The following is a 19,689-nucleotide window of genomic DNA, read 5'->3' as shown; positions in this document are numbered from 1 at the left end:
TAGAACTCGACTTGCCTGCGGGATCCGGAGTGGCCGCATGACCGCTACAGTGCTGATGGTTGATGATGAGCCCGATCTGGAAACGCTCGTCCTACGGAAGTTTCGCCGCCAACGGCGGGAAGGCCTGATCGACTTCCTGTTTGCCCGCGATGGCTTAGAGGCGCTCGATGCAATCGATCGCCATCCCCATGTCGATCTCGTTGTGCTCGACATCAACATGCCGCGCATGGACGGGCTGTCGCTGCTGGATACGCTGCAGCAACGGGATGATCGAAAATCGGCGATCATCGTTTCGGCCTATGGCGATATGACCAATATCCGTACCGCCATGAATCGCGGAGCGTTCGACTTCCTAACGAAGCCGATCGATTTTTCCGATCTGGAAGCGACGATCCTGAAGACACTTCGCCATGTGGAAGGTCAGCGCGAGGCGCACCGTCGGCAGACGGACGCGGAGCGCGCGCACGCCTCGCTCTCCCGCTACTTCTCTCCCGAACTCGCCAAGCGCCTCGTCGATGGAAGTGATGATGAAATGGCGGTTCACTGGCGCGAGGTCGGGGTCATCTTCACCGACATCACCGGCTTCACGTCACTCGTCGAAATGGTCGCACCGGAGCAACTGGCGAAGCTGCTGAATGAATATGTCTGCGGGGTGACCGATGTGGTCTTCGACCATCAGGGAACGGTGGCCAAGGTGATCGGCGACGCGATCCAGGTTCTTTTCAATGCGCCGGGAGACCAGCCGGACTACGCCTCACGTGCCATTGCCTGTGCCGGGACACTGGATGATTGGGCTGAGTCCTTTCGTGAGCGATGGAGGCGAAAAGGCGTGGATTTCGGTGCGACACGCATCGGCGTTCACGCCGGGGCAGCATTAGTCGGCAATTTCGGCGGCGACCGTTTCTTCGACTACACGGCTTATGGCGATACGATCAATACAGCCGCCAGACTCGAGGCGGCGAATAAGCCTCTAGGCACGCGGATCTGCGTAAGCGATGCTGCGGTGAAGGTCGCTGGCGTATTTCGGGGGCGGCCGATCGGCGATCTCGTTCTGCGCGGTCGGCGCGAGGCACTGCGGACGCATGAGCCGCTTTCACCTGGCCAGTTTGACGATCCGGCCACGGCGGAATATGCAACTGCGTTCCGTTTGCTTGAAGCGGGGAACGCCGCGTCACTGCCAGCATTTGCGGCACTCGTCGGCGCCCATCACGACGATCCCCTAGCGAATTTTCATCTACGAAGACTGCTCAACGGTGCGAGCGGTGCGACGATCAGATTGGAGTGACCGCCCTCCAAGATCTCGCGCTTTGCGCGACGCTTGATCCTGCATCCGGGCGGTCCGGTCCGACCGCCAATCCAGAGATGCCTAGCGATTGCCCTGGCAATACATGGATTTCTATGGGGTGCGGCGACGCGGTGGCGGGGCTAGACTTGCCGCGGAGAGTGCCATGGCCCCCCTTTTTAGGAGACCGCCAGCCAATGCACCGCTAAAGGTCAAGCGTTCTAGGGGGAGGAGCATCCAGGCATGACAGCAGAGCGTTCCCGACAATATTGGTTGCCCGCGATTGTGGGAACAGCCATCGGCGTTCTGCTATTTGGTCTCATGGAGCGGCCGTTCGGCCTGCTGGCTCCCGTTGCGGCGATGTATCTGTACGCCTCTGGGAAAGCCGTCTGGCTGCTGCGCGCGGTTTGGACGGTCGCGCTGCTCGGATCGGCGGTCGCGGCCACGTTACTTGCCGCTGACATGCGGGAGCATCTGCTGTCGTGGACCGCGTTTTTCGCAACTGCTTTATGCATCGGGGAATTCGTCGAAGCGAAGGCATCGACCTTGTTTGGTGCGGACATGGTGGAAGCGCTGCAGATCGTGAAGAGCATGCCGGTCTTCACGTGGTCTGCGAGCCCGGATGGGCATGTCACTCATGTCAGTGCGGGGACTTTCGCATTCGCCGGGATGAAGCAGACGACGCAGGGCCTTTTTCATCAGTTCGACAATTCGGCCTGGCGCCGGATCATCCATCCCGAGGACTACGACGATCTGATGAGCATCCGGCGGAGTTCGCTGATCACAGGCTTCGCCTTCGATGCGGAGGCACGTATTCGTCGCCATGACGGCGTATATCGATGGTTCAGGCTGTACGGGTCCCTGTCATGTGACCACAAGGGTAAGCCGACCGGCTGGTATGGCACGATGATCGATATCGAGGAGAGGAAGGTCGCGGAGGAAACCCTTCTCCGCAGCGAGCAACAATTGCAGCAACTCATCGATGCCGTACCGGCGGCGATTTGGAGTACGACGTCGGATGGGAAACCGACGTACGTCAATAAGCGCTTTACCCAGATGACCGGGCTGACGATCGAAGACATTACCGCAGGCGACGGATTCTTGTCCTTGAAGCTTGTCCTTCACCCGGATGACTGCGATGACGCGATGGCGACCTTCCGGCGCTCTCGCGAAGCCGGGGAACCTTATTTCAAGCGCTACCGCCAGATTCGCTCCAACGGCACATACCGATGGACCGAGACTCGCGCCGAGCCTTTGCGTGACCACGCCGGTGCGATCATCAATTGGTATGGTCAAAGCATGGATATCCATGACGCGGTTATCGCCCGGCAAGCGCTAGAGCAGAGCGAACGGCAACTACAACTTTTGGTCGATGCCGTTCCAGCCATGATCTGGAGCACCACTCCCGAGGGGCATCCGGTCTTCGTTAACAAACGCTTCATGGACGTAACCGGAACGACGCTGGAAGACGCAACGGGCCCCGATGGCATGCCGACGCTGTGCACCATCCACCCGGAGTACCGGGATAACGCGCGGTCGACGCTGATGGATGCTTTTGCAACGGGCGCACCTTGCATGATGCGCTACCCTCAACTGCGAAGCGACGGCTCTCATCGTTGGAGCGAAGTGCGTGTAGAGCCGTCGCGTGACAAGAATGGCGAGGTGCTTCAATGGTACGCTGTATGTGTTGATATCGATGACCAGGTTCAGGCGCACGATGCGTTGCTGCAGAGCGAACGCTCATTGCGTCAACTGGTCGAGACGCTGCCCGCAATGATCGATTGCGCGACCCCCGACGGCGAGCCAATCTATCGCAGCAAGCAATTGCGCGAATTTCTCGGATATAATCTTGAGGATCTCGACGGAAAGCCCTCCCGGCTCGATGCCACGCTGGACGACGGTGTCCACCCCAGCGACCTTCAGGGCGTGAAGGAACGTTACGCGCATTCGCTCGCAACCGGCGAACCCTATGCGCGACGGCACAGGCTGCGCCGATTCGACGGCGAGTATCGTTGGGTCGAGACCCGTGCAGGGCCGATGCGCGACGCGGCCGGAACGATTGTGCAGTGGAACGTCATCTGTCTCGATATCGACGGCGAGATGCGAGTGCAGGAGGAGCTACGGCAGGCTCAGGAAAAAATTGCGCGCGCGAGCCAAGCGGCGAGCCTGGCCGAACTCTCGGCTTCGATTGCTCACGAAGTGAACCAGCCACTCGCGGCCATTGTCGCCAATTCGCACGCCTGCCAGCGCTGGCTCACGGCAACGCCGCCAAATATCGAGCGGGCCATCCGCACTGTCGAGCGGGTCATCCGCGACGCCAATGGTGCAGCGGATGTCGTCAGTCGAATTCGAGCCCTGTTCAAGCAGTCGGGCGACAAGCGGAATGTGTCCACGTTGAAAAGCGTGATTGCTGAAGTCTGCGATCTGATCATCGAAGAAGCAAATCGTCGCGAGACGCGGATCGTAATCGATGTTGAACCGAATCTCCCGCTGGTCGCCGTCGACCGAGTTCAGATCCAGCAAGTTCTCAGCAATCTCATCCGCAATGCCATCGACGCGATGGATGGTGTCGTCGGGGACAAAGTCATTCGGGTCCGAGTCAGCTGCCGTAGCGACGATATGGTCCAGATCGCTGTGAGCGACATGGGCCCCGGGGTGGCGTTTCCTGACAGGGTATTCCAGCCGTTCTTCTCCACGAAGGAGCAGGGGATGGGGATGGGCCTCTCCATCTGTCGATCGATCGTGGAGGCGCATGGTGGAAATCTATGGGTGGACGTCAACTCATCGCAAGGAGCAACATTTGTATTCTCGTTACCGATTAATCCGGGGTCGATTGTGTGATGGCTGACGACTTTGTTGTCTTCATTGTGGATGACGATGCGCGAATGCGCGAAGCACTCGTGGAGCTGCTCGCGTCTTACAACATAGCCGCCATGGCATTCGAAACGGCTGGTGACTATATCGGGGCTGATAAACCCAATATTCCCGCATGCCTCGTGCTCGATGTCGAGCTTCCGGACATCAATGGTCTCGATCTGCAGGGGCGCATTGTGGAGGGCGGCGAGCATCCGCCAATCGTCTTCATCACAGGCCATGGAGACATCCCATCGTCGGTGCGGGCCATGAAGAACGGTGCCATGGACTTTCTGACAAAGCCGTTCAGTGACGCCGATGTCATGGGCGCTATCCGATCGGCGATATCGCGTGACCGCACCGATCGTGCGGCGCGGGCCGAAATGTCGCTCCTCAAGCAAAGCTATCTCGGTCTGACGCCGCGCGAGCGGGACGTCTTGCCGTTGGTCGTGAGCGGCCTGCTCAACAAGCAGGCCGCCGCCGAGTTGGGGATCAGCGAAGTCACGCTGCAGGTCCATCGAAGGAAGGTCATGCAGAAGATGGGGGCGACTTCGCTTGCCGAACTCGTGCGCATCGCTCAGCGAATTGGGATACCGCTCTTCGATCGGAGGCGAGCGGAGGGAAAAAGTCGTGCCCAAACGTAAACCTGTGATTGCCGTAATCGATGACGATCCGCGCGTGATCGAGTCGCTTGAAGACCTGTTGGAGTCCGCGGGATATGCGGTGCGTTGCTTCTCGTCGGCCGAGTTGTTTCTGGCTAGCGATCTGCTCGAACTGGATCTCCTGATCACAGATGTCGGTCTGCCGAATGTCGATGGCCTGCAATTGCGGAGCGTCGTGATGCAGCGACATCCGCGTCTTCCCGTCTTTCTCATCACGGGCCGTCACGAAATCGCCGATCAGGCGCGCGCGAAGAACATCACCGGTCTCTTTCGCAAGCCGTTCGATGGCTCGGAATTACTTTCAGCCGTCGGTGACGCGGTTGGCATACAGAAAGCAGAGGGCAGGGATGACGATTGATCGATCGCTTTCGCAACCGGTCTCGCGTGAGGCGTATTGCTCGCTCGAACCGATCGTGATCATCGTCGACGACGATGCGTCCATTCGGGAAGCCCTGGCTGAACTCGTCGTCTCGGCCGGCCTCGAGGCACTTTGTTATGCATCGACACGTGCGTTTCTTGAGGCGGGCGCCCCTGACAGGCCGTGCTGCCTGATCGTCGACGTGCGGATGCCCGGTGCGAGCGGGCTTGAGCTCCAGGAGCAGTTGGGGCGCAGCGGTGATCCGAGACCCATCGTGTTTCTGACCGGTTATGGCGACATTCCGATGACGGTGCAGGCGATGAAGGCTGGCGCCGTCGACTTCTTGACGAAGCCGGTGCGCGATCAAACCCTTCTCGATGCTGTACATATGGCGATTGCAAAGGATCGGATTCAGCGCGAGCGAGCCGCGGAAGTCAAACACAGTATCAGCCGTTATGCGACGCTCACGCCTCGCGAACGTGAAGTGCTTCAGCAAGTGATGAGCGGCCGCCTGAATAAGCAGATCGCATTCGCGCTGGGTATCAGCGAAGTGACCGTAAAACTGCATCGCAGTAATGCCATGCGCAAGATGGCGACGACGTCGATGGGGCAGATGATACGGATTTGGGAGGCTCTGCCGATCGAGGTTCGTGCTTAGTCGATGTTGCTAAACGGTGCACTCAACCTTTGCAACGCCTTGACCTAATCCACTTGGTCATCGATCGCTGGACGAAATTCCAAGCAAACTTCAGTCGAACCTCAAGATGGCCGCAAGGCAAAGGAGGTGCGCATCGTGCATCTTCGCCGGTGCCGGACCGCAATACGCGACTGCGGGGGCCTACAGCCAAGGCAGCCGGGATGGTCCGATTGTGAATGGAGACTAGACGATGATTACCAAACTGATTCTGGGAAGCGCAGCACTTCTGAGCGGTTTGATGGCCGCGAACGGCATTTTCATGCTCGTTGCACCGCTGGATTGGTACATGGCCATACCTGGCGTCACTACGACAGGCCCCTTCAACCAACACTTTCTTCGCGACATCGGATTGATCTTTCTATTCAATTCCTTCGCGTTCGCAGTTGGGGCCGCGAAGCCTGAATATCGTCGCGCATTGTGGTGTTCTGCAACGTTGTGGCTTTTGGTGCACGCACTCTTTCATGTTTGGGAGGTTGCAGTCGGAATTTGTGAACCCTCGGCACTCATTCGAGATTTCGCTGCCGTCTCGTCACCGGCCCTTGTGGGCGTGTTGCTGACCCTCTGGGCTTTCGGACGCCCCGGACTGGCGACGAAAGTGTCGCAGGGTCGCTTCCGACGAGCAACTTAGGCGCGCCTTGGATGCCACCGGTCATAAGATTCCACCAAGGTTTCGGTCGTCCCGGTCCACCCGACCGATCCCCGGGCGCCCTCGATGGACGCCGTCCGGAAGGCCGCCAAGCTCATCCTCTCGGCGAAATGCCCGTTGCTCATGTTCGGTGCCGGTGGTTTTGCGAGGAATTCCTTGGTCGCGGCTTCGTCAGGATCACTGCTTTCGCTCATGACGACTGGGTGCTCCCTGCGGGTCGGCCGAGCCGATACCAACGGCTCATTGTGCGTGCGACCCCCACGTCCTCGGCGATCAGCGCGAGATCGCTCGTTACGATACCGCGGCTGTTTCCTGGAAGGAGCGGGTGGCCTGACCCCAAGCCCGTCAGGCAGACCGACGGCGGCGACGGGGCCAGGCTCCATTGGTCGATGATAGGGGCATCGTTCGGGACGTTGTAGTGCCCGTCGACGAGCATCATCAGGTCGATCGATAGCCGGTCGATCCGGTGCACTTCCGCGACAATCTTAGCGATATCGACCGGGCGATCTTTTTTGATTACGAGCATTCAGTCCCTAGAGTTAATGGCCGCCTGGGCGATCTCAACGGCGGCTTTGCGGATGGTCTGACTGCACTTGAAACGATTCGTATTGATTAGATCGTGCAGGTCGTCTTCCGGAAGTTCTGGAATGCCCGGCATCAGAAACGACAGCGGCGTGCCCGGCTCCGGATCATGCTGCGCGATCTTTGCCGCTACATGGTCATCGCTCATGTTTTTCGGCCACGACACCGGCATCAAAAACTTCGGACGGTGACGCTTGTCAGGTGGCGTCCATGGGTGCGGCGCAAAGCCCTTCGAGCGCAGATAACGATCGAAATCCCTGTAGTCGATCAGCGCGGTTTCGATCTCATAGGCCTCCCGGCGCACGGGAAAAATGACGACGGCAGGGTCGTTGAGCACCAGCTCCCAGATCGGCACACGCGTCATATCGACAACGATCGCCCGACAATCGGAATGTTGGACGATCGCATTCATGATTGGCCTGTATGTAGCGACATCTTCATCAGGGACCCAGGCGGTTCGAAATGGCACGCTTTCAGCGCCAGCGATGACGGGGGGAACACCATCCAAAGTCACTTGGATGTGCAGCGGTTTCCAACCCAGCGCGGCCAAGCCGGTCGCGAGAATGACGGCTGACGCGCTGCGGCCGCAGCCGCCTTTACTGCCGTGGAGGACGAATACTGGTGCCGACAAAGGATTCCCCCGTTAACGAATGGTTGTTCCAACGGTAATCGATGTCGCGACGGTCCAATTGTTGACAAGGACTCGGCGCGCGACGAGACAGATTCGCATGGCCATTCTCGTATCCTCACGCAGCTCGACGAGGGTGGAAAGACGGGCGTGCATTTCCCACCTCCGGTCTAGCTGCATGAAGTCCTCGGGCGAGCCGATATGTGTCCGTTTTCCGATCAGGATTGCGGCATGCCGGCGCAACGCGGGGCGGAGGGCCACCATTTGGTCGATCATATCGGGCAAACTCGGGCAACATCGGCAGCTCTCCTTTGTGAGGGCTGCAACCTGGCAGGATCTCATTCGTCTGTCTAGGATCTATTTCCCATTTTGTGGACCGGCCTTCCAGCCGCTGAGCTTGGTCAACAATCTTGGCAAGCTGTGGGTCCAAGGTAGCAGATCACTCTGCGGGACGACCGGATCGATCCGGATTGGCGCTGTTCTACATCCACCAAATCCCGTAGGAGAGCGGCTTCGAGAACCGGTGCGGGGGCGATTCAAAGACAAACGCCGTTTGCTCCAGTAATGGGGGGAGAGGATCAAATCTCGCTGGCGTCAACCATGCTCGGCGTCGTGAGATGGGGCTTGCGCTGAGGTGCCCACCCATCGGCATAGCGCTCCACGAGATCGTCTACGCGGCAATACGCGGCACCTCGGTCGAAGCCCAGATCGACAAGGCGGGTCACCAGTGCCTCGCACAGCGCGGCGAGTTCGCCGTCCTCATTCCGCTCGAGCATATCAGCGATCATCACGTGCAATGCCACGCGTGCGACATCGTCGCGCGACGGTTTGCGCAGCACCTTCTGCTCCGCGCGGTAGCTCCGCTGATAACGGGCTTGCTCGCTCAGGCGCGTCATTCTCGATATTCGCATCTCTTCTCCTTTGGGCGCGCTGGCGACGCTGCCGCCTCCCGCGCATATGTCTCAGCGATTCCAGTCTGCCCCCTCACGTTGCAAGAAACCAATCCGCGCCGGCGACGCGCCGCCCGTTTGAGCCGAGCAGGAAGGCCGACGCAGTTCCGGAATTCTGCCGGAACGATATCGCAGGCGCAGTGCACATCGCGAGCGCCGTTTCCTAGGGGAGGGGTGATCCGTTCAGCGACCTATATCTTCCACGGCTGAATCAAAAATGTTGAACTTCGCAACACCAATCTTGAACTTTGCAACGGAAGTTTTAGATATTGAATCGCTGGTCTCAATCTTTGAATCGAGAATACGCAACTGTTTCCGCGCTGGCGACAACTGCAATCGATGTCTCTGAACGTTGTCTCCGGTTTTCAGCAACGTGAGACGATGCCTGTACGCATCAAGGCGGTGTGCCGACACTGCTATTAACGTTCCCGCAAAGCCTGCGACGTTAAAAAGCGATCCAGCCGGATGGATAGACTGACGCCATACATGTCGCAACGCGTGTCTCGAGTTTTGAATCGGCGTTATCGGACTTTGAATCGATTATATCGATGCTTGTAACGACCATATGATGCTTTGAATCGCGCTTATGCATGTTTGAATCGCATTTGCGCAACTGCTTTCGGGTTGCATGCAACATTCATTGACGAAGTTTGCGTTATGGCACCAGCGCCGCCCATGCGGTGTTACTGCTCAGCCTGTTTCCGCCTCTGGCTGCGCGACTCGCTGCCGTGTTCCTGCGCGAGCGGCTTTCGCTGAAGATGATTGCGATTGCCTTCGGCGTCATGGGCGCAGCAACGCTGACGCTGTCTAAATCATCCGGTGCGCGACTACAACCGGCGACCTTCTGATTGATCGCGAAAATGCGGGCGGGGAATGCCAAGATAGCTTCTCGTCTACCGAGCGCCCGAGCCGGATTTCCGTCTTCGATGATGCCGTCTGGAGGGTCGGAGGCTCTCTGAAAGAACTTTACAAGGGTCTAAAGGGGGTGGTCCGCCAGGCTGCGGGTTCAAAACCCGTCTATGAAATTCGGATATCTCACGCATATGAAAGCGATCCATGTGGGAGTAGTCGCCGCACTTAATAGAGGCCAAAGGGTTAAACGCAAATTTCGATTGAAATGCGGGCTTAATGAACGTCGACCACCATTTCTCCCACGGAGTAGGGACCTCGTTATCGCCTTTCGCATCTACCACCCAATGGAAGTTTGAAAGCTCTTTAGGTCTCCGCTGGCTGGTAGTAAACCGTCGAGTGTTCCAGGTGTGTACCGGCTATCACGCCGCTTCGAGACGACTCCTTCCAAGCCCATCTCACATGCGGTCTTGAGCATGTGCGCGCCATCGATATCGAAGCGGACCCGTGACCGCCCAAATGACCACCACGGCCGAAGCCCGCATGAAGGTGCTGGCCCGGCCTGCCGCCTGCGATGTTTTGTTGGCGATATCTCCAAAAAGCGAGCGAAGCCGTTGGCCTGGTCCGCCTTGGAATGATCAGGCACAGGTGCGGTCTCCGCGAAGCATGTGCGACCAGTTCAGCACACTTCGAATGGCCGGGCAAAGCCATTCCATGCTCGCAGATGCGAGCCGGTTCGAGTTCCTCTAGCCAGAACCTGATTTTTGCCAAAGCATCCTACGAACCCAAGTGTCATTCTCTCTTAGCCAACGGGATCACACCATCGTCGGAAGCGAGCACAATGTCGCGGCAAAGAGCGGGATAGAATGGTTGTACGCGAAGTCGCTTTGAGGCCGCAGCAAGGACGCTTGCCGTTATCGGAATAGTGATATCCACAGATTGACGTCAGAGAACCCGGAGCGTTTTTGGGAGCGGCGGAGGAAGTAGCGGCGGCAGAGGAAGCGATGGAGCAAGCGGCGGGTCGAGCGCGGGCGGAGCCGGATCGACCGCAGAGGCCACTGGCGGTCCGGCGGGAAACCCCGCGGCGACAAGCGGCGGACCGGCCCCGAATGGGCATGGCCAGCGTGATCAGGGATAAGAGAGGCATCAGTAGTTTTTTGCACTCCGGCGAGCCGAAACGTGCGCGAGCGACGTTGCCTGCGGCGTTAGGATTTCGAAGGTTCGCTCTTGATGTATCGGCGGCGCCGTTACTAAGCCACGGGCTACGGCCAAGAGGGCCAACAGCATGCTGACAGCGGCCATTAAATAGAACCCGCCGTCGATGTCGAAGCGCGCCATCACACTCGTGCCGATCAGCGGGCCAAGGATCGAGCCTAGCCCGCTAACCAAGATGAGCCGGCCGGTCACTGCAACAACCTGATCGGCCGGCATTTGGTCATGTGCGTTGGCGACACAGACCGGATACATGGTCGACATGAAGCCGCCGAGCAGGGCCGCGGCGGGCAAAATTACTGCGCGAGAGTGCGGCAAACTGACGACCGCGATAGCGGTGGCGGCAAAACCGAAGCTCAGTACCGACAACACGATGCGCCTGTCGAACCGATCCGACAACCGGCCGATCGGAACTTGGAATGCGAGCCCGCCAAGCACAGCGAACAACATGAAAATTGCTATCGTCTCGCGCGCTATCCCTTCATCCTGCATCCATGCGGGAACAAGCGAGTAAAAACTGGCGCTGATCAGGCCGCTGGCCATGCAGCCGGCGACTGCGAGAGGCGCAGCCCGACACAACTGCCCAAGCGCAAGCGAGGACGACGCGGTTCGGCGAGGCGGTTCCGCCCACGTCGTACTCACGATGACTAGCGCCACAGCGAACAGGACCGCGATCGCATTGAAGGGTTCTGCCGTTTCAACCGCGGCCTGGCCGATCAGTAGCTGTCCCAAGGCAAGGGCGAGGAACGTGCCGAACATATAAACAGAGAAGATCCGCCCGCGCTCAGCTGGCTCGGCCTTGGCGTTGAGCCAGCTCTCGGTAGCGACGAAGATACCAGAGCAACCAAAACCGATGACTGCACGCAGGATGAACCAAGGCAACGGCCCTGCCAGCAACGGCATCGCCGTGGTCGCGGCGACGACCATTCCCGCGAAGGCGGCATAGGCTCGGATGTGCCCAACCCGTTCGATGATCCGCTCGCATCGCAACGCGCCCAGTGTGAAGCCAGCAAAATAGCTGCTGAGCACCAGGCCAGATACGGTTGGGCCGAAGTCCTCGACCGCGACACGCAGGGAGATGAAAGTTCCGAAGAAGCCATTAGCGAGTTGGATGATACTCGTCGCGAGGATCAAGATTCCGATTTGTGCTCGCAATGACTTCGACAGCATTGGGCTTCTCCCTTGGAGCAGCTTGAGAATTTGCAGTCGCAGCCCCGGAAGCGTCACGGACGAAATCTGGTCCGCCGATCGCCGCATCGCCTCGTGCCGACTTTAAATGTCACCAATTGAAGCGAGCTCCAATTTTGCCGTTGTAGGCGTAGCTTTTCCCTTCAAAGCGAGCTTGATAGGAGACGTGGGCAAAAAGGGTGGCATTGGAATTCATCTGGCCGCTGACGCCGGCGTTCAATTCGCCCCACGTGCCGTTGAGTGTGGCTTGGAAAGGGGTGAAGCCGGTATCGGACGAAAACTCGGTCAGGGGATTTCCGCGAAATTCGTGCCAGAGGCTTGGACGGATCCACGCCGTTAAGCGACGACGGATGGCGTCATCACCGATGTTCCAGTCTCGCCCAATACGCGCGCCGATCCGGCTTGCTAACGAATCGACTTTGTCGAAGCGAACCTGGGCGCCGACGTCACGGCTACCGGCGAAATCAATCGCCTGATAGACGACCTGGACCTGTGGCTCGATGAAAAATCCGTGGCGCAAGTTGATCGGATAGCCGGCCTCGACCGATCCGCCGATACCCGCCCCATCGGTGGTGAGCGAGGGTAGACCACGATTGGCGTTGCTGGTCACGTCAAACCAGGTGCCCTGCAGCACAGTGTCGAAATACCAACCAGTCGCGCCAAAATGAGTCCAGTAACCGCCGAGGCTGTAGCCCTTGACGTCACTTTCACCGGTGATGCCGTCATAATGGGTAACTCGCCCATAGGCCCCGCCGAGCGCAAAATATAAACCGAGATGATCTCGGCTGCCGTCGCTGTGTTCGCGGCGCACAAAGTCTTGGCCAGCCTGAAGGCCAAGGAAATTATATGCGTACTGCGGGCCGGTGCCATAAACGCCGCGCGCGTCCCCGTCGCGCCGCCCGGTCATGCCGATAAAACGGCCCCAGCCTCCGATAAAGGGCGCATCGGCGTTCGGATCAGTGCGCCCACCGACGTCATACGGCTCGCCTGCACGCTCGTGCAGCGTATCAAGGAGGTTCCGTCCGTAGAGCAGGGCCATCGCAGGCACCGCAGCATAAAGGGAGGTCTCCGGCCGGAAGTTCGGCACCGGCGGTTGCGGTGCTGGTCCCGGCGGCGACGGGCATACCGCTGCGTTGGGGGCGAGACTACAATCGAGCGTCGAGCGGAGATACCATGCTTGCGTGTTGCTGGCATCTGCGCTGCTGCGATGGAGCGTATATTCGAAGGGGCCAGCCACGACCGGTCCAGCGAGCTTGAATGCAGTCGGCGCCGTCCTGCCGCCGTTGGTCGTGTCGACGACAAGGATGCCATTGCCAACGGTCAGCTCGCCGCCGCCACCTGCGTTTGTCACGCGCAATGACGTATCACCCGTTGCGGTCCCGCCGTTGATGGAGAGCCTGTCGGATGGCGCACCATCCGTGTCGAGGAACGTATTCAATCCGATGGTTCCGCCGACGCCCGTATAGTTGATGGCGCTCAGCGTCTTGAACGCCCCGCCCGACGGCGGTGCAAAATCGATCAAGCTCGACGTGTTGCTAAGATTGGAAACGTTGGAGTTGCCGGTCATCTTCCACGTCGTTGCATTTTGCAATGTCAAATTTGACGTGCTTCCCGCGTCCGTCACCGCTGCGCCGGTAAGTGTCGAAGACGCTGCTATCAAGTTCAGCGTTCCATTGGCAACGACTTCCAGGAGATTCGGATTTCCGGCGAGGGAGGAACCAAGGATTGTTGCATTCAGCGTCGTGCCGGAGGTCCGGATACCTGCGCCCTGGGCTGAACTGAGGGTGCTGTTTGAAATCTGCGCAATACTGGCCCCCGCATCGTAGGCCGAAGAATACAGCGCGGCGCCGCCCGCTCCAGAAACGGTCAGGGTGCTGTCGTTCAACGCAAGACTGCTTCCGCCGCGGACGCTCGCACCATGAGATCCGGTTCCGGATGTTCTGACTGTCACACCGTTCGCAGTGAGAGTTGAGCCGGTTGGACCGGCAGAAGGCGTTGCGGCGTCGTCGAGCAATATGAGTGCTGTCGGAACCGCTGGCGTGGCCGATAGAGCCGAAAGCAACCCGACCGAGAAAAGACCTGCGGCCGATGTGCCCGTTGTTGTGATCGTTCCACCGTTCAAGACGAGATGGCCACCAAATTGCGCGCTTGCGCCAATTCCACTGGCCCCGGTCGTCTCCACCGTGGCATTGGTTGCAGTCAACGTACTTCCCAGTGTCGCCAGCAGGCCGAACGATGAGGCTCCAGAGGTTGTGAACGCACCTCCTGTGACTGCGACGGAGCCGGCATTGTCGGCCCTGGCTCCGTGCGAGTTGTCGCCAAGCGTCGTGACAGCAAGATTGTCGAGCGTCATCTTTCCGTAGAACCCGTTGGCGCCGCTGGCCGTTGGGCCACTTGTGCGGATAATGACATTTGCCGCATCAATCGTGGCGGTGCTATCGATGGTGATCAGGGCGTCGGCGCCGCTGCCGGAAGTCGTGATCGAGCCTCCATTGAGAGCGATATGCCCGGCTGCGATCGCCCGCGCTCCGTAGCCCGCGCCCCCGGTCGTGTTGATGGTCACGTTGGTCGCACTAATCGTCGAGTTGGCTTGAGAGGCAAAAAGACCCCAGGCCATACTGCCAGTTGTCCTGACCGAACCGCCGGTAAGGTTTACGGTCCCGCCCTGTATCGCTTCGACACCGTAGGCGTTGCTACCCGTCGTGAAGACGGTGGTGTCGGTCGCATTGACGATCGAGTTGATCCCCGTTGCGAACAGACCCACTCCACCTCCGCCGGTGGTCGAAACGGACGAGCCGCTGAAGAGCGTGATACTGCCGCCGCTCTGCGCGTATGCCGCGTGGGAGGCTGAGCCCCCTGTGATTACACTCAGCGGGCTGAAGCTATCGATGATTCCATTATTAAGTGCGTAGAGCCCGTATCCCGCCGTGGGCGTCAACACACCCGTGTTGATCGTTCCACTCGCGCTCTGCGTGGTGCCGTTGGCGATCACCTGCTGGGCATGTGCAGCGCCGTGGTTCGGCAGAGCGGACACCGAAACAACACTCACAGTTAGACACACCAAGGCCGCGTTTGAGCATCTCCGCATGGTGGCATTCTCCGATCGCGAGGCGCCGTCTTCGTTGGGCAGCTTCCGGCCTCGCGAATCATCGTCCATACATCGGAGAGACGATCATCTAGATCGCCGCGCGTATTGCTATTGGGGAAAACCCTGAGCCGGTGGAACGCCAGACATCGCCGGCCATAGCGCGCGATCTTACTTAGGTTGCATAAAACTCAGGGTTTCTGCCGATGTCGGATTATCGCAAATCATTCACAATATAGTCTGTGCAGGTGAGCTTGCTTATGAGGACGCTACAATGCCGGATATCCCTAACCGTCGGGCATTTCTTGGTTTAGCGAGCAATGCGCTCGTGGTCGCGGCAATTGGTGCGACCGGCATTCGCTTCGTTGATGTCGCAGAGGCTATGCCTGTCGCACCTGTCTTGGGCGCGACTGAAATGCGGGCCGATCTGATCACGCCAGCGCAATGGGGGCCGCCACACGGACCCGGCTGGCGAAGACGCTCCCGGGGCGGGCGTCGCTGGGTGTGCTGGTGGCATCGCGGGCGCCGTCATTGCGGATGGCGATGGTAAATTATTTGGCCTTGTTAGGCCGGCGATTAGCCGCGGGACGTTTTCTATTCCGGGGATATTTACGCCTCGCATCGCCTGCGAGTGCATCGCGCTCATCCAACAAGAGATCGAGCTTGCCTTGGAGTCGATCGAGCGAGCTCTGAGAGGGGCCGATGTCTATCCCAATTCGTTGAAGTTGGATGATGTCATTCCGGACGCGACGCATCTGAGAACGCACTAATGCAATGGCGGCGAGAACATCATCCTCGGTCATTCGATAGCTCCAGTTAACCCGGAAGTGTTCCTCCCTAGGTTGTCATCCTAAGGTCGCAACCGACGCAAACGAGTTATGTTCAGGCAGCCTTATTGTTTCGGTTAAAATTTTCTTACTGGCGGGCCCGCCCAACTCTGGAGACGGCTATGTCGGCATCCTGCAGATTTGAAGCCAGCATTTTGAAGCATGACGAGCTTGAAATCGTCCTGTCGACTCATCATCCGTCTATCGGGGAACTCACGCGTGACAAGCTCGAAACCCTTCGCTCGAGGCTCCGGGATCTAAGTGAAAAGGAGCGCACTTTCGCGCGACATCGGCAGCGCGAGGCAAGAGGGAAAGCTGAGCCTCGGGGCGGCAGTTTTTCAGGGACTGCCGAGCATGCAACTCGGCGCAAGCAGGTTTTTGTTGCGGCGATCAAGCGCATTAGCAAGGAGATAAAGCGCCTGCAGAAGTTCGAGGCGAAAAAAGAACTCGGAGAGGCCGCGCGGCGAGCGTTAGCCCTTCGGCGGGCAAAGCAATTTGCTCGACCACCGAATGATTTTGGCTCGAGCGAAGGAATGCGATCTATTCCGAGCCGGCGTCGGAATTTCAGAATTCCCCCGTCAAAAATTGGGAGAGTGTCACAGGCCAATAAGCGCGCCCAGGCTCGCCGAGACGCCCGCTAAGGCTCTTGTCTGGATAAATTCCGGTGGGCTCTGCGAAACGGGTCTGTCGGCATGACTGCAGCAGAAGATCTTTCGCGTTCGCAGGTCGAAGCCTCACGTCAAGTCGAAATCAGCCGTGCCTTGACGCGCTCGCGAATGCTCTGAACCGCGATATAAAGCAGCGGGATCAAGAGCACGCCGACAATTGTTCCGATTAGCAGGCCCCCGAACAATGTCATACCAATTGAGCGGCGGCTGCCGGCGCCAGCGCCGGTCGCGGCGATGAGGGGGATGCAGCCGACCACGGTTGCGAATGCCGTCATGAGAATAGGGCGATATCGCTCGCTGGTCCCTGTCACGGCAGCATCCACAATGCTCATTCCGTCTTCGCGGCGGGTCTTGGCAAATTCAACGATCAGGATGGCGTTCTTGGCGGCAAGTCCAATGAGCAGGATGAGGCCGATCTGCGCATAAAGATCCAGGGCGATGGCGGCGATGGCAAGCGCTGCCAATGCGCCGAAGATCGCGACAGACACGGACAGGATGACCGCGACCGGTACGCTCCAGCTCTCGTATTGTGCCACCAGGAACAGATAGGTGAACAGCACGCCCATCATCAGCACGGTCAATGTCTGGCCGGCCGCCGCATGTTCATGAAAGGCAAGGCCGGTCCACTCGAAACCGAAGCCGTCCGGAAGTGCGCGCCCGGCCAGCGCCTGCATTCTGTCGATGCTTTGGCTGCTGCTGGTGCCCGGCGCAGCCTGGCCATTGATCGAGGCCGCGGGAAACAGGTTGTAGCGGTTGACGGCATTCGGTCCCGTCGTCGTTGTCAAGGTGGCGATGGCCTGCAACGAGACGAGATCGCCGCTCTGGCTGCGCACATGCAGACGTTCGATGTCCTGACTGCGGCTGCGGAATTCCGGCTCGTCCTGCAGGCGCACCTGAAACACGCGGGAGAAGATGTTGAAATCATCGACATAAGACGATCCCAGATGCGCCTGCATCGTCGCGAAGATGCTGCCGGGTGAAACGCCAAGGAGCTCCGCTTTCTTGCGATCGACGTCGAGATAGATCTGGGGAATGTCTGCCGTAAACGTGCTGAAGACGCCCGCAACACCCGGCGTTTGGGTCGCGCCAACAACAATTCCGCGGATTGCCTCGGCCAGTTGCTGCTGGCTCTGGCCGTTGCGCGCCTGGATACGCAAATCGAATCCGCCCGTCGTGCCGAGGCCCGGAATGGCTGGCGGATTGAAGGGCACCATGGTTGCACCGGCGACGCCCGCAAAGCGCACACGCAGGGCGGTGATAATTCCGTCGATACTGGTGGATCGATCGCCGCGCTCACGCCAGGGTTTGAGCGCCGCAATCACCATGCCCGATTCCGAAGCGTTGCCGCTGATCAGGCTGGTGCCCGCGATCGTGATGATGTCGGCCACACCGGGCGTCGCTCTCATCACACCAACAACCTCCTGAAGCACGGTTTCGGTCCGTTGCAGGGATGCGGCGTTGGGAAGCTGCACATTGACGAACATGTAGCCGAGGTCTTCCGACGGAATGAAGCCGGACGGCAGGATGCGAAATATGCCGTAGACACCGCCCAGCAACGTCAGAAACGCCAGCGACGTGATGACGACGCGCCGCGATGCGCCGATCACGCCGGCGATATACCAACGGCGAGAGACATCGAGGGCGGTGTTGAAGCCGCGAAACAGCGCGAATGAAGGCGGCTCTCGTCGGCGTAAAATGAGCGCGCACAGCGCTGGGCTCAATGTCAAGGCGTTCATCGTCGAGAATGTGATGGTCACGAGGATGGTTACGGCGAACTGTTGATAGAGCTGCCCGGTAATCCCGCTGAGAAACGCAATCGGCACGAACAGTGCGCCCAGCACCAGCGTGGTGGTGACAATCGGCCCGGTGACCTGCTTCATGGTGCGGCGCGCGGCCTCAGCGGTCGTGATGTCATCGTGTTCTGCCATTACGCGCTGGACGTTCTCGACGACGATAATGGCGTCGTCGACGACAAGGCTGATGGCCAGAATAATCCCGAACAATGTGATCGTGTTGGCGGAATAGCCGAACAGGTAGAGGACCGCGAAGCTGCCGACCAAGGAAACAGGGATCGTCAGCGTGGGAATGAGCGTGGCGCGCCAATCCTGAAGGAAGATATAGGTGACGAGGACCACGAGGAGAAATGTAATGAGCAGCGTGATCATGATCTCGCGGATCGTTTCGATCACGAAGGACGTATTGTCGAACACAACGCGATAGGCAAGATCCTCGGGAAAGCTGGCGGAGATCCGCGTCAGTTCGGCCCGGATGGTCTGCGCCACCGCCAGGGCATTGGCATCGGGCGCCTGATAGACAACCAGGGTTGCGCTGGGTAGTCCATTGAAGCGCGACTGCGTGCCGTAACTTTCCGCGCCCAGTTCGACCCGCGCGACGTCGCGGATGCGGACGATCGCGCCGTCACTGTTCGTTCGCACCACGACGTTCTCGAATTCTCGAGGCGTGGCCAGTCGCCCACGTGCCGTGATCGTCAGTTGAAGCTGTTGTCCCTTTTGTGCGGGGGCAGAGCCGATCTGGCCGACGGAAGCCTGTGCATTCTGCGCTTTGACGGCGCTCATCAGATCCGCGGCGGTGATCCCGAGCGCCGTCATGCGGTCCGGGTTCATCCAGATCCGCATGCTGTAGGCCGGGCCGAAGACACTCGCGTCGCCCACGCCGCGGACGCGCGCGATCGCATCGCGCACATTGATCGAGGCAAAGTTGCTGATGAAGATGTCGTCCCTTGTTCCCTTGGGAGAGTAGACCGCGACGCCCATCAACATGCTGGTCGATCGGCTGCGCACGGACACGCCGGTCTGCGTGACGGTCGGCGGCAACCGGGCCGTCGCCATGGCCACGCGGTTCTGGACATTCACCTGCGCGATCGAGGGATCGGTGCCGACTGCGAAGGTGACCGTCAGCGAATAGGTGCCGCTGTTGGTGCTTGTCGACGACATATAGAGCATGTGCTCAACGCCATTGACCTGCTCTTCGATAGCCGCTCCGACGCTGTCCATCACCACGCTGGCATTGGCCCCGGGATAACTGGCGGTGACCTGGATTTCCGGCGGCGTGATCGGAGGAAACTGGGCGACCGGAATATTCGTCAGAGCGACCAGTCCGGCAAGCATCATGACGATGGCGACAACCATCGCAAACCGGGGGTGATCGATGAAGAAGGCAGGGACCATCCGGGGAACCTCCA

Annotated in this window: 16 protein-coding genes; 8 read left to right on the top strand and 8 right to left on the bottom strand. The window is 59.3% G+C overall.

Annotated features, from left to right (window positions below; genetic code table 11):
* Positions 1–37: 37 nt before the first annotated feature.
* From RSO67_RS30180 to RSO67_RS30155, 6 genes are all read left to right on the top strand, one after another.
* On the top strand, positions 38–1,285 hold the full coding sequence (locus tag RSO67_RS30180; RefSeq protein WP_315844412.1) for an adenylate/guanylate cyclase domain-containing protein: 1,248 nt from the start codon (positions 38–40) through the stop codon (positions 1,283–1,285).
* 240 nt (positions 1,286–1,525) lie between these two features.
* Positions 1,526–4,123 (top strand): PAS domain-containing protein, encoded by a 2,598-nt coding sequence (locus RSO67_RS30175; RefSeq protein WP_315844411.1) that lies wholly within the window; start codon positions 1,526–1,528, stop codon positions 4,121–4,123.
* Positions 4,120–4,779, top strand: coding sequence for a response regulator transcription factor (locus tag RSO67_RS30170; protein WP_315844410.1), 660 nt, complete (start codon positions 4,120–4,122; stop codon positions 4,777–4,779). The genes RSO67_RS30175 and RSO67_RS30170 overlap by 4 nt, the downstream gene beginning before the upstream one ends.
* Complete coding sequence (locus RSO67_RS30165) at positions 4,766–5,155, top strand: response regulator (protein WP_315844409.1); 390 nt, start codon at positions 4,766–4,768, stop codon at positions 5,153–5,155. Before RSO67_RS30170 ends, RSO67_RS30165 begins: the two co-directional genes overlap by 14 nt.
* A complete protein-coding gene (locus RSO67_RS30160; RefSeq protein ID WP_315844408.1) occupies positions 5,145–5,813 on the top strand; it encodes a response regulator transcription factor in 669 nt (222 codons plus the stop codon). The genes RSO67_RS30165 and RSO67_RS30160 overlap by 11 nt, the downstream gene beginning before the upstream one ends.
* A gap of 229 nt (positions 5,814–6,042) precedes the next feature.
* Complete coding sequence (locus RSO67_RS30155; protein WP_315844407.1) at positions 6,043–6,480, top strand: hypothetical protein; 438 nt, start codon at positions 6,043–6,045, stop codon at positions 6,478–6,480.
* A 208-nt stretch (positions 6,481–6,688) separates the two neighbouring features.
* On the opposite strand, the gene RSO67_RS30150 is transcribed toward RSO67_RS30155, so the two are convergent.
* From RSO67_RS30150 to RSO67_RS30140, 3 genes are all read right to left on the bottom strand, one after another.
* Positions 6,689–7,024: a DUF6634 family protein gene (locus RSO67_RS30150; protein ID WP_315844406.1), complete on the bottom strand. Its 336-nt coding sequence runs from the start codon at positions 7,022–7,024 to the stop codon at positions 6,689–6,691.
* Positions 7,025–7,711, bottom strand: a complete 687-nt coding sequence (locus RSO67_RS30145) for a hypothetical protein (RefSeq protein ID WP_315844405.1) — start codon at positions 7,709–7,711, stop codon at positions 7,025–7,027.
* A 575-nt stretch (positions 7,712–8,286) separates the two neighbouring features.
* Positions 8,287–8,604 (bottom strand): hypothetical protein, encoded by a 318-nt coding sequence (locus tag RSO67_RS30140; protein WP_315844404.1) that lies wholly within the window; start codon positions 8,602–8,604, stop codon positions 8,287–8,289.
* Positions 8,605–9,308: 704 nt separating this feature from the next.
* Between RSO67_RS30140 and RSO67_RS30135 the strand changes: the two genes are divergently transcribed.
* Positions 9,309–9,506 (top strand): hypothetical protein, encoded by a 198-nt coding sequence (locus RSO67_RS30135; RefSeq protein ID WP_315844403.1) that lies wholly within the window; start codon positions 9,309–9,311, stop codon positions 9,504–9,506.
* Between the two features lie 459 nt (positions 9,507–9,965).
* Here the strand turns inward: RSO67_RS30135 and RSO67_RS30130 are convergent, their stop codons facing one another.
* The 4 genes from RSO67_RS30130 to RSO67_RS30115 all read right to left on the bottom strand — a co-directional run bounded on the left by RSO67_RS30130 (position 9,966) and on the right by RSO67_RS30115 (position 15,795).
* Positions 9,966–10,097: a low affinity iron permease family protein gene (locus RSO67_RS30130; RefSeq protein ID WP_410001926.1), complete on the bottom strand. Its 132-nt coding sequence runs from the start codon at positions 10,095–10,097 to the stop codon at positions 9,966–9,968.
* Between the two features lie 556 nt (positions 10,098–10,653).
* On the bottom strand, positions 10,654–11,889 hold the full coding sequence (locus RSO67_RS30125) for an MFS transporter (protein WP_315844478.1): 1,236 nt from the start codon (positions 11,887–11,889) through the stop codon (positions 10,654–10,656).
* Between the two features lie 109 nt (positions 11,890–11,998).
* Positions 11,999–14,671: an autotransporter outer membrane beta-barrel domain-containing protein gene (locus RSO67_RS30120; RefSeq protein ID WP_315844477.1), complete on the bottom strand. Its 2,673-nt coding sequence runs from the start codon at positions 14,669–14,671 to the stop codon at positions 11,999–12,001.
* Between the two features lie 872 nt (positions 14,672–15,543).
* Positions 15,544–15,795, bottom strand: coding sequence for a hypothetical protein (locus RSO67_RS30115; RefSeq protein ID WP_315844476.1), 252 nt, complete (start codon positions 15,793–15,795; stop codon positions 15,544–15,546).
* 146 nt (positions 15,796–15,941) lie between these two features.
* On the opposite strand from RSO67_RS30115, the gene RSO67_RS30110 reads away from it, so the two are divergent.
* Complete coding sequence (locus RSO67_RS30110; protein WP_315844475.1) at positions 15,942–16,460, top strand: hypothetical protein; 519 nt, start codon at positions 15,942–15,944, stop codon at positions 16,458–16,460.
* A gap of 98 nt (positions 16,461–16,558) precedes the next feature.
* Here RSO67_RS30110 and RSO67_RS30105 read toward each other — a convergent pair whose 3' ends face one another.
* On the bottom strand, positions 16,559–19,675 hold the full coding sequence (locus tag RSO67_RS30105) for a multidrug efflux RND transporter permease subunit (RefSeq protein WP_315844474.1): 3,117 nt from the start codon (positions 19,673–19,675) through the stop codon (positions 16,559–16,561).
* Between the last annotated feature and the right edge of the window lie 14 nt (positions 19,676–19,689).

This window comes from Tardiphaga sp. 709, assembly GCF_032401055.1.
In the GTDB taxonomy this organism is placed as follows: domain Bacteria; phylum Pseudomonadota; class Alphaproteobacteria; order Rhizobiales; family Xanthobacteraceae; genus Tardiphaga.
This window is presented reverse-complemented; position numbering and strand designations above follow the sequence as displayed.

Coding starts and splice junctions, on each gene's coding strand:
- RSO67_RS30180 (WP_315844412.1), top strand. CDS start 38: ATGACCGCTACAGTGCTGATGGTTGATGATGAGCCCGATCTGGAAACG.
- RSO67_RS30175 (WP_315844411.1), top strand. CDS start 1,526: ATGACAGCAGAGCGTTCCCGACAATATTGGTTGCCCGCGATTGTGGGA.
- RSO67_RS30160 (WP_315844408.1), top strand. CDS start 5,145: ATGACGATTGATCGATCGCTTTCGCAACCGGTCTCGCGTGAGGCGTAT.
- RSO67_RS30155 (WP_315844407.1), top strand. CDS start 6,043: ATGATTACCAAACTGATTCTGGGAAGCGCAGCACTTCTGAGCGGTTTG.
- RSO67_RS30150 (WP_315844406.1), bottom strand. CDS start 7,024: ATGCTCGTAATCAAAAAAGATCGCCCGGTCGATATCGCTAAGATTGTC.
- RSO67_RS30140 (WP_315844404.1), bottom strand. CDS start 8,604: ATGACGCGCCTGAGCGAGCAAGCCCGTTATCAGCGGAGCTACCGCGCG.
- RSO67_RS30125 (WP_315844478.1), bottom strand. CDS start 11,889: ATGCTGTCGAAGTCATTGCGAGCACAAATCGGAATCTTGATCCTCGCG.
- RSO67_RS30115 (WP_315844476.1), bottom strand. CDS start 15,795: ATGACCGAGGATGATGTTCTCGCCGCCATTGCATTAGTGCGTTCTCAG.
- RSO67_RS30110 (WP_315844475.1), top strand. CDS start 15,942: ATGTCGGCATCCTGCAGATTTGAAGCCAGCATTTTGAAGCATGACGAG.
- RSO67_RS30105 (WP_315844474.1), bottom strand. CDS start 19,675: ATGGTCCCTGCCTTCTTCATCGATCACCCCCGGTTTGCGATGGTTGTC.